This is a genomic window from Paenibacillus septentrionalis (assembly GCF_042659865.1).
GTDB lineage: Bacteria > Bacillota > Bacilli > Paenibacillales > Paenibacillaceae > Pristimantibacillus > Pristimantibacillus septentrionalis.
The window spans coordinates 234,687-247,512 of the sequence record NZ_JBHSTE010000002.1 but is presented as its reverse complement, the minus strand read 5'-3'; the positions used below and the strand labels follow the sequence as shown (position 1 = coordinate 247,512).

General features: G+C 47.3%; 9 protein-coding genes. All 9 read left to right on the top strand.

Going from position 1 to position 12,826, the window contains the following annotated elements; all coding sequences use genetic code 11:
* The first annotated feature begins 247 nt into the window (after nucleotides 1-247).
* The gene (gene mutS, locus ACFP56_RS06055; RefSeq protein WP_379233274.1) at nucleotides 248-3,115 is read left to right on the top strand and encodes a DNA mismatch repair protein MutS; all 2,868 of its coding nucleotides are present in this window, start codon (nucleotides 248-250) and stop codon (nucleotides 3,113-3,115) included.
* Between the two features lie 36 nt (nucleotides 3,116-3,151).
* Nucleotides 3,152-5,239: a DNA mismatch repair endonuclease MutL gene (gene mutL, locus ACFP56_RS06050; protein WP_379232271.1), complete on the top strand. Its 2,088-nt coding sequence runs from the start codon at nucleotides 3,152-3,154 to the stop codon at nucleotides 5,237-5,239.
* Complete coding sequence (locus ACFP56_RS06045) at nucleotides 5,236-6,030, top strand: class I SAM-dependent methyltransferase (protein ID WP_379232269.1); 795 nt, start codon at nucleotides 5,236-5,238, stop codon at nucleotides 6,028-6,030. Before mutL ends, ACFP56_RS06045 begins: the two co-directional genes overlap by 4 nt.
* 33 nt (nucleotides 6,031-6,063) lie before the next feature.
* Nucleotides 6,064-7,071 carry a tRNA (adenosine(37)-N6)-dimethylallyltransferase MiaA gene (gene miaA / locus ACFP56_RS06040; RefSeq protein WP_379232267.1) on the top strand — a complete coding sequence of 336 codons (1,008 nt, stop codon included), beginning with the start codon at nucleotides 6,064-6,066 and terminating at the stop codon, nucleotides 7,069-7,071.
* Nucleotides 7,072-7,088: 17 nt separating this feature from the next.
* A complete protein-coding gene (gene hfq, locus ACFP56_RS06035) occupies nucleotides 7,089-7,325 on the top strand; it encodes an RNA chaperone Hfq (RefSeq protein ID WP_213513192.1) in 237 nt (78 codons plus the stop codon).
* Between the two features lie 196 nt (nucleotides 7,326-7,521).
* Nucleotides 7,522-10,044: a transglycosylase domain-containing protein gene (locus tag ACFP56_RS06030; RefSeq protein WP_379232264.1), complete on the top strand. Its 2,523-nt coding sequence runs from the start codon at nucleotides 7,522-7,524 to the stop codon at nucleotides 10,042-10,044.
* 162 nt (nucleotides 10,045-10,206) lie between these two features.
* Entirely contained in the window at nucleotides 10,207-10,761 is a 555-nt protein-coding gene (locus ACFP56_RS06025) for a DUF402 domain-containing protein (RefSeq protein WP_379232261.1), read from the top strand.
* A complete protein-coding gene (locus ACFP56_RS06020; protein ID WP_379232259.1) occupies nucleotides 10,758-11,708 on the top strand; it encodes a YdcF family protein in 951 nt (316 codons plus the stop codon). Before ACFP56_RS06025 ends, ACFP56_RS06020 begins: the two co-directional genes overlap by 4 nt.
* Before the next feature lie 125 nt (nucleotides 11,709-11,833).
* Nucleotides 11,834-12,826 carry an AAA family ATPase gene (locus ACFP56_RS06015; RefSeq protein WP_379232257.1) on the top strand — a complete coding sequence of 331 codons (993 nt, stop codon included), beginning with the start codon at nucleotides 11,834-11,836 and terminating at the stop codon, nucleotides 12,824-12,826.

The following is a 12,826-nucleotide window of genomic DNA, read 5'->3' as shown; positions in this document are numbered from 1 at the left end:
GTTTTCTACTAGCGTCCAAGCTTCTTGGTCCTGAAAGCCGAATTTTTGAACTTTCATTGGAAGAGGATGTTCAAAAATCCGACTTTGATGACGATGTGGGGCGTTGGGGATTACTCGACGGCGAATCTTGAACGCTAGCGAATGCTCTGTTGAAGTGCATCGCTCTCTGGAATCGAGCGATCAGCCTACGAAGCTTTTCGCTCTCTGGAATCGAGCGATCTTGAATTATGAGCTACTTAATAGAATTATGAAATGGGGGAGTCAATTGGCAACCTATACACCGATGATACAGCAATATTTGGAAATTAAGAAAGGGGTTCCGGATGCCTTTCTTTTTTTTCGATTAGGAGATTTTTATGAAATGTTTTTTGACGATGCGATACAGGCAGCGCGTGAGCTTGAAATTACGCTGACTGGGCGCGAGGGTGGCGGCACTGAAAAAATTCCGATGTGCGGCGTACCATATCATGCAGCCGACAATTATATCGCTCGTCTCATCGAAAAAGGCTATAAGGTAGCCATTTGCGAGCAGGTCGAGGATCCGGCACATGCAAAAGGCGTTGTTCGCCGTGAGGTTGTACGTACAATCACACCGGGTACGGTGATGGAAGAGAAAACGCTAAACGGCAAAGGCAACAACTTTATAGGCGCAGTTGTCGAGCAAGCCGGAAATTACGGGATCGCATGCAGCGACCTGTCAACAGGCGAACTGTACGTGACTTCATTCCCTGGAGCGATTGCTTCCCTGCTTGATGAAGTGAACGTATACAATCCTGCTGAGCTGGTAGGCGATCAGCATGTGCTGACACAGCTTCAGGAGGGCAGCAGCTGGGGGAGAAATGTTCCACTAACAAGCTGGGAGGAATGCGGGGAGGAGCTGCTTGAGCAGCAGTTCTCTCAGGACCAGCTTGATCAGCTTAGCGGAGCAAGACGTCGAGCGGTTAAGGTGCTGCTTTGCTACTTGGAAGATACTCAGAAGCGAAGCTTAAAACATTTAACGATATTAAATATTTATGAGCCTAAGCAATTTATGGTGCTCGATTATTATACGCGTCGCAATCTGGAGCTGACAGAAACCGTGCGCGACCGCAGCAAGAAGGGCTCTTTGCTCTGGCTTCTGGATCGAACACAAACGGCGATGGGAACGCGCTTGCTTCGTCGCTGGATCGACAAGCCGCTGCTAAGCCTTAAGGAGATTCAAGAGCGTCAGGATGCTGTTGAGGCACTCTATAAAAATATGATCTTGCGCGATGATATGCGCCGCGAGCTGCAGCCGATCTATGATCTTGAGCGTTTGGTAGGTCGAATTTCATATGGCAACGCAAATGCGAAGGACCTGCACGCGCTTAAGCTGTCGCTGCGACGCGTGCCTACATTAGCTGAGCTGTGCAGTCAATCGGGCGCACCAGTTCTCGAGCGACTTGTAAGCAAGCTGGACAATTGCGAGGATCTAGCAGATTACATTGATACGGTGCTTGTTGATGATCCGCCGTTATCGCTTCGCGAGGGCGGCTTGATACGGGCCGGGTATGATTCTTATCTTGATCAATTGCGTGAAGCTAGTGCGAATGGCAAGCGCTGGCTCGCGGATCTTGAGCATCGCGAGCGCGAGGCTACGGGCATTAAAAACCTAAAGATCGGCTTTAACAAAGTGTTTGGCTACTACTTGGAGGTATCTAAGGCAAATATCGGCAGCTTGCCGGAAGGACGCTACGAGCGCAAGCAGACGTTAGCCAATGCTGAACGCTATGTAACGACTGAATTGAAGGAAAAGGAACGTCTTATTCTTGAGGCTGAGGAAAAAATGGTTGATCTGGAATACAGTCGTTTCCTTGAGCTGCGAGATTATTTAATGGATCACTTGACGCGATTGCAGAAGGTTGCTGCTGTAGTCGCTGAGCTGGACGTGTATCAAAGTCTAGCACAGGTTAGTGCCGAGCAGCGTTATGTAAAGCCGCGTATAGCAGAAGGCTACGACCTGCACATTGAAGAAGGCAGACATCCAGTTGTTGAGGCGATGATGGACGATGTTCCTTTCATTGCAAACCGCACGGCGCTTAATACCGAGGAGCAATCGATTTTGCTCATTACTGGTCCGAATATGGCAGGGAAAAGCACCTATATGCGTCAAGTAGCACTTATTGTCATTATGGCGCAAATTGGCTGCTTTGTTCCCGCCCAGTCGGCAACGATCCCTTTGACCGATCGAATCTTCACGAGAATCGGTGCTGCGGACGATCTGATTGGCGGACAAAGTACATTTATGGTCGAGATGAAGGATATTCAAATCATGACCGAGCAGGCGACTGCAAGCAGCCTTGTCATTATTGACGAGCTGGGACGCGGGACGTCAACTGCTGAAGGGATGGCAATTGCACAGGCGGTTATTGAGTATGTACATGGCTCGATTGGATGTAAAGCGCTCGTATCGACGCATTTTCATGAGCTGGCGCATTTGTCCGAGTCGCTATCCTCGCTTGCGAATGCGAGAATGGCTGTAGAGGAAAGCGGAGAGCAGGTTACATTCCTGCGCAAGCTGGTTCCTGGTGCGGCAGACACAAGCTACGGCATTTACTGTGCGCAGCTGGCAGGCTTGCCTGATATGATCATTAAGCGCGCCTATCATTTGCTTGATAGTGAGCTTCAAAACAAGCCAGCAGCGGCTGGTGCGGTCATGCCACAGCTGCCTGCACGCCCTGAAGCGTCTGCTTCTGCGGTACAAGCAGGTGAGCAAGCAGAGGAAGAGTTCGACCTGCCGTTCGACTTGGGCGAAACGGACGATCAAGCTGCTCGTGGCGTAATGAAGCCGCAAGTGATGCAGGCCGCCTATGAAGCGCTGCATAATCGCTCTGCTTCAAGTGCTCCTGCCGCTACACTGGTGAAGGAGCAGGAGCAAGAAATAGTGCAGGAAAGCTTGCCTGAAGAGAGCGCTACGCCTGGTGAGGTTGTACAGCTGTCAATATTTGAAGAAGCCGCTCCTGCACCAGCTGTCAAGACGAAGCATCAGCTTCACGAGGAGCAGGTTATCAAGCAATTGAAGACTGCTGACTTGTTCAATATGACGCCAATGCAGGCGATGAATTTACTTAATGACCTTAAACAAAAATTAAAATAAACGAATCAATAAGCATTACAAGGAGGGGAGCTAACGATGGCTAGAATCAAGCTGTTGGATGAGCAATTAGCGAATCAAATCGCCGCCGGGGAAGTGGTAGAGCGTCCATCTTCCGTCGTCAAGGAGCTAGTGGAAAATGCAATTGATGCATCAAGCACAACAATTGACGTAACGATTGAAGAGGGAGGACTAACCTTTATTCGAGTTGTCGATAATGGAGATGGAATCGAGCAGGAGGATTTGCTGACCGCATTTGAACGACATGCAACGAGCAAAATCTCGACTAGCAGCGATCTGTTTCGTATTGCAAGTCTAGGCTTTCGCGGCGAGGCGCTGCCAAGTATTGCGGCCGTAGCCAAGGTCGAATGCATCTCCTCAGTCGATACATCGGGTCTTGCCCACCGCATCGTCATCGAAGGCGGAAAGCTGACGGCAAATGAGGCATGCAATGCCCCGAAGGGAACTAGCCTTACGGTGCGTGATCTGTTTTTTAATACGCCAGCCCGCCTCAAATATATGAAAACCGTACAAACCGAGCTGGGACACATCTCCGATTACATGAACCGTATCGCGCTGGCTCATCCTGGCATCGCCATCACGCTGAAGCATAACGGGAATGTACTGCTTCGTACGCTTGGAACGGGTGATCGGCTGCAGGTTATTGCTGCCATCTACGGGACAAGCTCTGCCAAGCAGATGATTGCGATAGATGCATCTGATCCTGATTACGAGTTGATCGGCTATATATCCAAGCCAGAGCTGACAAGAGCGAATCGAAACGGCATCACTGTAATCGTGAATGGTCGATATATTAAAAGCATTGCCTGCAACCACGCGCTGCTGGAGGGCTATCATACACTGCTGCCTATCAATCGTTTTCCGCTTGCTGTGTTGGAAATTCAAATGCACCCTGCGCTGCTCGATGTGAATGTTCATCCATCCAAGCTGGAGGTAAGATTTAGCAAGGAGCAGGAGCTAAAGGCGCTAATCGAAGCGGCGGTCAGAGAAAAGCTGGGCAATCTTCGCTATACGCCAGGACTGGACTCGATAAAGCCGGCTGAGCGTAAAGGTCCCTCGTTCGTCCAGGATTCAATTTCGTTTCATGTGGCGGACAGTGGGTTTTCACCTTTCAATGAGTCGCGCAATCAGCCGCAAAGCGCAGCCTCCCTCAACCCTTCCCCTGCTGCAAGCGGCAGAGGAGAGGGGGAGACATTTACACGTGGCAGGCAGACCGGCAATAGCAATGCCTCCTCAACGCCTTATGTCGCGCGGGAACAGGACAGCACCAGCATCCCGAAGGATGCAGCTGAACGTTTATACCGCAAGCCGATAGGCGCAGACAGCTATTCGCAAGGCAGTGAATTGCTGCGTGAAGCGATGGGAGTAGCTGCTGACTCACACATCGGACAGAATCCCGAATCATATGGTGGGCAAATCGAACAGCAGCATGGTGAGCGCTTGCAGACGGCAGAGCAGCAGGATTCACAGTCGCAGCATGCTGGAGCAGAAATACGTCATAACGGCGAAGAAAAGCCCGTATTTCCTGAGCTCCACTGGATTGGTCAGCATCACGGAACGTATATTATTGCGCAGTCTGAGGACGGATTGTATCTAATCGATCAGCACGCTGCCCATGAGCGGATTAATTATGAATATTATTTAGTCAAATTCGGACAGCCACAGGCTGCAAGTCAGCAGCTGCTCGTTCCGCTTACAATGGAATTTACGCCTGGAGAAGCAGCAAGCTTAAAGGATTTGCTGCCGTATTTGGAGGAAGCGGGCGTATTTATGGAACCATTCGGACAGCAAACATATCTGGTGCGCGCCTATCCAGAGTGGCTGCCTAAAGGTCAAGAAGCTGAAATTGTAGAAGAAATGGTCGAGTATGTGCTGCAGCAGCGCAAGCAGATTGATCTGGCAAAGTTTAGAGAAGAGGCAGCGATTATGTGCTCCTGCAAAGCCTCCATCAAAGCGAATGACCGCATGACGCGCGAGGAAGGCGACATGCTTATTCGCAGACTGGCAGCCTGCAATCAGCCATATACCTGTCCGCATGGTAGGCCGATTATCGTCCATCTATCGACCTATCAGCTCGAAAAAATGTTTAAGCGGGTGATGTCTTGATTGTTACAACGTCGCAGGCCCCTGCTCAGGAGCTTTTAGCCTATGCGGAAGCACTTGCCAAGGAATTGAACGCCCCCTTTATTCATCGCAGGGAAATGAGTGTACGCAAGCTGATGGCAAGATATGGGGGAGCCCATATACTCGTTGCAACCGAGCATGAGCTTAGACTATATGAGCGCGATAGCATGGACAAACCACTCGTTTATCATCCAAGCATGGCGCTGCCTAAGCTAAAAGGCATGCTGCAGGGCAATGAAGAAGCGCTGATCCGGTATAGCGGTTGCCAGCCTGGAGATGTTGTGCTCGATTGTACGGCTGGCTTGTGCAGTGACAGCTTGGTTTTCTCGCTTGCAGTAGGCGCTGATGGCAAGGTTATCGCTCTTGAAAGCGAACAATTGCTGTACATCGTCGTAAGAGAAGGACTTGCTCAGTACAAGGTTAATGTACAGGAAATTGAGCAGGCCATGCGAAGAATTGAGCTGAAGCTGGTCGATCATGAGCGTTATCTTGCCTCATTACCAGATAATAGTGTTGATATTGTTTACTTTGATCCGATGTTTAGGCAGCCGCTGCATGAATCAAGTGCGATTGGCGCGATACGCAGCATGGCGAACAAGCATGCGTTAACTGAGCTGACAATTGCCGATGCCAAGCGAGTAGCTCGCAAATGCGTCATGCTGAAGGAGCATAGCATGAGTGAGGAATTTGAACGATTGGGCTTCACAAGATGTCAGGAGGCAAGAGGGCAACGAATTGCTTATGGAGTCATTGCGAGATCACATAATAAATAGGATGGAATGTTGGAAGGGAGTCAAATTTGTACTGTGCAGCATATTGAAACGCAAGAGCAGAACAACAAAATACCGCTTCTTGTGCTTGTAGGTCCTACCGCAGTCGGCAAGACTGCGTTAAGCATAGAGCTGGCCCAGCGCTACAATGCCGAAATTATTTCAGGAGATTCCATGCAGGTGTATCGCGGCATGGATATTGGAACGGCTAAAATTAAAGAGAATGAGCGAGAAGGCATCGTGCATCATCTCATTGATATATGTGATCCGGAGGATTCTTTCTCCGCTGCTGATTTTCAAGCAAGAGCCAAGGCTCTGATCGAGGATATTCATTCACGAGGAAAGCTTCCCTTTGTCGTGGGCGGCACAGGGTTATATATAGAGTCATTATGCTATCAATATCGCTTTGTTGACCATGGCTCAGATGAAGCGTTTCGCATGGAAATGGAGGCCTTTGCGGAGGAACATGGCAATGAAGCACTGCATCAAAAGCTGGAGGCCGTTGATCCAGCTGCAGCTGGTCGTCTTCATCCTAATGATGTAAGGCGCATTATACGCGCTCTGGAGGTTTTTCACTTAACAGGCAAGCCATTCAGTGAGCATCAGAGTGGACAAGAGCGCGGGCAGGAGAAGGAAAGTCCTTATCATCTTGTTATTCTCGGACTGACAAGAGATCGCAGCAAGCTGTATGAGCGAATCGAGCAGAGAATCGACCAGATGCTGGATGAAGGCCTGGTTGAGGAAGTGCGGACATTGCTTGCAAGAAAGCTGCCTATGCACGCTGTTCCTAGACAAGCGTTAGGCTATAAAGAAATGATTGCGTATCTTGAGGGTGATATCAGCTACGAACGAGCTGTTGAGCTGCTGAAGCGGGACACGAGACGTTTTGCCAAGCGGCAGCTTTCATGGTTTCGTCACATGCAGGATCTGCATTGGGTGGACATGGATGAAAATTTTGAGGAGATTTTACAGGCAATTCATGCTATAATAGCAGGAAAGTTTCAAGGTCATCTTGAATATAGTACTAATCAATCATTTAAGTAGACGGGGGTAACGTCCATATGAACAAATCTATCAATATTCAAGATACATTTTTGAATCAACTTCGCAAGGATCAGATTCAAGTTACCGTTTTTCTAATGAATGGCTTTCAAATTCGAGGCCTGATTAAGGCGTTTGACAATTTTACAATTATTATTGAAGTGGAAGGTCGTCAGCAAATGGTGTATAAGCATGCGATTTCCACATTTGTGCCGCAGCGTAATGTGACGTTAATGCAACAGGAATTAGGTCAATAATCAGTTCCATTTTGCTCGAGATGAAACTTTTTTAATTTCGATTCGTCTAAGTAAATATCGGCACGCAGGAGCAACCTTGCCTAGGCTGGGTTGCTTTTGTTGTTCGATGATTTGTTGCTGCTGAATGGTTGTTGCTGTTGTTTTGCTTGTGTACATCAATGGTAGAGAGAGAATGAAGTGATTAGGAGGGGTCAATATGAGTGAACATACGTTTCGCGAAGGTGGCGCAAACAGTAAAGCTCAAGACCGTGGGCAACAGTCTAAAAATAAGAAAAAGAAGCCCAAAAAGAAAAATAGAGGGAAAATTTGGTTTTATAGTATTTTCTTTGCGATTGTATTTGGAATTGTCGCTGCAATCGTTGGTTATTCCGCCATTATCATTAATGGCGAACGTATCCTGGACGAGCATGGAGACAAGCTGAATTTCGGTGAGGCATCGATTATTTTTGATGCAAATGGAAACGAAATTGCAAGATTGGTCGATGTGAATGATAATCGTGAAATTGCGGAGTTTTCAGAAATTCCAAAGCATGTACTCGATGCGTTTGTCGCGACTGAGGATAAGCGCTTCTATGATCATTCAGGTCTGGATTTTATCTCGATTGGTCGTGCTGTTGTAAAGGATATTATTGCACGAAGCGCGGTTGAGGGTGGAAGTACCATTACGCAGCAGCTTGCTAAAAACGTGTTTCTGAGTGCGGATAAAACAATATTCCGTAAAGCGACAGAAGCATCGATTGCTGTAGCGCTTGAAAATCAAATGTCCAAAGAACAAATTTTGACGATGTACTTGAACCGTATCTACTACGGGAAAGGGATACATGGCATTAAAGCGGCAGCAGATTATTATTTTGATACCGAGCTTGAAAATTTGGAGCTATGGCAGGCAGCGACACTTGCGGCAATGCCGAAGGCGCCCAATCGTTACAATCCAGTCAGCAATCCTGAAGCTTCGTTTGAGCGCCGTGCAGTCGTACTGCAGCTTATGTACGAGCAAGGCTATATTACCGAACAGGAAATGAATGAAGCGAAGGCTGTTGAATATGTACAGCCAGACCACCAGGATAAATATTCGAATTCTAAATATGTTGCTTTTATTGATTATGTAGTTGAGGAAGCAATCGAGATTACGGGCTTGTCAGAGGAAGAGCTGCGTGTTGGTGGATTCCAAATTCATACGACGATTAATCCAGCAGCGCAGGATGCAATGGATGAACAGTTTGCCAAGGCCGAAAACTTTGAAGAGAGCAAGGATGAAGAGCTCTCTCAGGCTGCAATGGTAATTATTGACCATAATACAGGCGAGATCAAGGCGATGGCAGGCGGTCGTGATTATGTGAAAAAGGGCTGGAATCGTGTGACGAAGCCGAGACAGCCAGGTTCAGCTTATAAACCATTGATTTCATATGGTCCTGCATTGGAAAGTGGAAGCTACACGCCGTCAACCGTGCTGAATATTGACCGAACATGCTTCGGCAATTATTGCCCACAGGACCGCTGGGGAGCGTCATCCGTTACGATGCAGCAAGCGTTGCAGGATTCTCGAAATCTTGCTGCGGTATGGCTGCTAAATGAGATTGGCTTTAAACGAGCGGATGAGTTCGCAACAAAGCTAGGTGTTGGACTGAAAGATACGGAGTACAATCTGTCCAGTGCGCTTGGTGGTCTTGAAAAGGGCTTCTCACCATTGCAAATGGCGACAGCATACAGTGTAATTGCCAACGACGGCTTGAGTGTTGATACTCATACGATTCGCAGCATTACAGGCCGAAACTACAACTACACGTATAAGGCGCCTAAAGCAGAGCGACTAATGAAGGAATCAACAGCTGCCTATTTGACTCAGATGATGCAAAGGGTCGTAGAATCAGGTACAGGTAAAAGTGCTCAGATCGATCGTCCCGTTGCAGGTAAAACGGGCACAACGCAGCATGGTATTCCTAACCATAGAGGCAGTGAAAACCGTGACGTATGGTTTGTAGGCTATACGGCAGAGTGGACCGCTGCAGTATGGATGGGGTATGACAATACGGATAAAGATCATGTGTTGAAAAAAGGCAGCTCGCAAGCTGCGTCTCTCTTTGCAAAGGTAATGAGACCAGCGCTTGCTTCCATTCCAAAGCAAAGCTTTACACCGGTTGAGGAAGAGGTTGTTGAGGTGCCTCAGTTAGTCATGGGACCACTCTCGTACACCTATGATGAGGAAGCGATTAAGGTGACGCTGAATTGGAGCATTCAGTATGAAGGGGATGTTACATTCGAGGTGTTCCGTATGGAGCAAAACAGCGGCAGCTTTGTTCACTTTGCTGAAACGGAAGGAACGCTGATGATTGATGATATGAGTGTATTCCCGGGTAACAACTATCAATATTATGTTGTCGCTCATGATCTCGAAAATCAAATCAGTAGTGAACCGTCCAATATCGTATCTGTTGATATACCGGATGTAGACCTTGTAATTCCGGAATTACCAATGGAAGGCGGCGAGGAACCAGATAATGGCTGGGAGGAAGGCAATCCATATCCAACAATAGAGCCTACACCTACACCAACTGAGCCTGCTGAAACTGCTCCGCCAGAAACACCGGTTGAGACTCCTGTTCAGACGCCAGAGACTCCAACTGAGACACCGACAGGTGGTCATTCTCCTGATCCTGAGCTTGGCGATCTAATCGACGAGTTGCTTAATCCTTCAGGCAATGGAGCAAATCATCATTAGACTTGTCATATCAACGTATGACAACTCATACAAATAACGAGCAACCCAAGAGCGCCAGAGTGATTTCTGGCGCTCTGCTTGTCGTAAATGTTGGATATTGCTTGCGACTGTGGTAAGCTTTAAATATGGTGTTTATTGTGTAAGAAGAAAGGTAAGCAAACTATGAAAAGAAAATTTTCAGATCGTGCGAATTGGAGAAGAATTGTACGAAAAAGCTACTCCTGTATGTCGATTGAGCAAAAAGAGTTCAACGGCATTCTTACCTTTTATCGGATCCACGAGCTTAGAGAGCCGTTGTATAAAGTATATGGAGGTAAGGAGCTTTGTCTGGCTGATGAGGGATATGTTTGGATGCAGCATTTTCCTAAAGGAGAGCATTTTGTCGTCACAACGATGTTTGATCGAGAGGGCAAAGTCGTACAATGGTACATTGATGTGTGTAAAAACCAGGGGCTAACTGAGCAGAAAGTGCCGTGGTTTGATGATCTGTACCTCGATGTTGTCGTATTGCCAAGCGGAGAAGTGTTTTTGATGGATGAGGATGAGCTGGAGGAAGCTTATCGAACGGGTGAAATTAGCTATAAGGATGTACTGCTCGCACAGAAAACAGCTTCCAAGCTGATGAGTATGATTCGAAATGGGAAATTCAGATTTTTCACGCTCAGTATGAAGCATAAGCGATTGTATGATCAGGCGTGGGAGCTGAGTGAATCATGAACACCTCGACTACTACGGGGTCAAAACAGCAAAAAAGTAAAGTGAATTCGAAGCCGAGCAGTAATCGAGCGGCCTCCAAGCCGCCAAACAAACGCAACACGGCTGGAGCTGCCAAACGACGTAATACGGCTTACGATGAATGGTTTGACGTTACGGCACAGCCATCTGCAAGCTCGAGAAGTTCGAGCTCAAGTTCAACGCGGAGCAAATCGGCGACGTCAGCTTCGGCGCAAGCAAGCAGCAAAGCACCCGCAGCTATCAAGTCTGCAGCTGCGGCCAAAGCTGTGAAAAAAGCATCAACTAAGAAAAAACGGACAACCAAGCCCAAAAGACGCAAGCTTGGACCGCTTGCATTGTTAATTCGACTAACCATTGCAGCAGTTTGCCTTGTGTTGTGTTGGTGCTTGTATGCCTATTACGTTGTCATTTTTCATGAGCAGCAGCCGCTTGCTAAGGCTGAGGCGGGCATTGTTTTAGGTGCTGCGCTGTGGAATGAGCAGCCAAGTCCTGCCCTAAAGGAGCGACTCGATTATGCGATTGAGCTGTATGAAGGCGGCTATGTTGAATATCTCATTTTGAGTGGCGGCAAGCCTGAGAACCGCAGAGGGCTAACTGAAGCAGAAGGAATGCAGCAATATTTGATTAAGGCGGGCATTCCAGAGGATCGACTTTTGCTGGAACGGCAGTCCAGGGATACCTATCAAAATTTGATGTATAGTCAACGCGTGATGGATACATACGGATTAAATTCAGTGATGATTATTACGCATCACTATCATACCAAGCGAGCGAAGGATATAGCGAATTATGTTGGCATGCCGCATGTGCAGACAGCAGGTTTTCAGACAGAGGTTTTGAATGAAAGCTATCATTACACAAGAGAGATGCTCGCATATACGAAATGGCAGCTTAACAAGCTATTCATTCCACTCGGATTTATGATATGATCATGTAGGCTTGCATAGAAATGCTTTATAGTAACGCAAATCTTTTAATAAGTAGGTACTAGCTAGAATACACTTTTACTACGATTTCTTTGCTCAGCTTTGAAAAGGAAAGGTGATGCATAACTATGAGCAGTAAAGTGATAGCTGGTGATCCTTATTACCATACTCGTCCTTCCAGGCAAATTAATGTTGTACTCCGAAACCCTGAGCCTGTACCAGTCGTATCTGATCCACCGTTTATCGAAGAAAGGGCATCAGATCGAAGTCTTCAAGACGACAAAGCGCGCACGCAGCAGCATACGCATCATCAGTTTGCAGAGTTCGAAGAGCAATTGAATGCTATGGTCGGAATGGAACAGGTTAAGTCAATTGTTTATGAAATTTATGCATTGCTTCATATTAGTCGCATGCGGCAGGAAATTGGATTGAGCCAATCCTCACAAGTCTACCATATGATTTTCAAGGGGAATCCGGGAACGGGAAAAACAACCATTGCTCGAATTGTTGCCAAGCTTTTTCAGAAAATGGGAGTTTTATCTAAGGGACATCTCGTTGAGGTTGAACGTGCTGATTTGGTAGGGGAATATATTGGTCATACCGCGCAAAAGACGCGTGATCTTATTAAAAAAGCGATGGGCGGCGTTTTGTTTATTGATGAGGCATACAGTCTTGCTCGGGGCGGTGAGAAGGATTTTGGCAAGGAAGCAATTGATACGCTCGTTAAGCATATGGAGGATTCTAAAAATCAATTTATATTGATTCTGGCAGGATATCCCTATGAGATTGAACAGTTTTTGCTAACGAATCCCGGGCTCCCTTCACGATTCCCATTGATCATCGACTTTCCAGACTATACCATTGATCAACTGATGGAAATTGGAGAGCTTATGATGAAGGAGCGGGATTATGTGTTATCCCAGCATGCAGCTTTCAAGCTAAGGCAGTTGATTATGCAAGCAAAGCAAACAGAGCAATTTTCATTCAGTAACGCACGATATGTTCGAAACCTGCTTGAAAAGGCGGTGAGGCAGCAGGCTGTTCGCCTGATGAATCATTATCCTCGAACGACGCCGAGCAAAAGTGAGCTGATGAGCATTCGCTCTGAAGATATTAAGTAA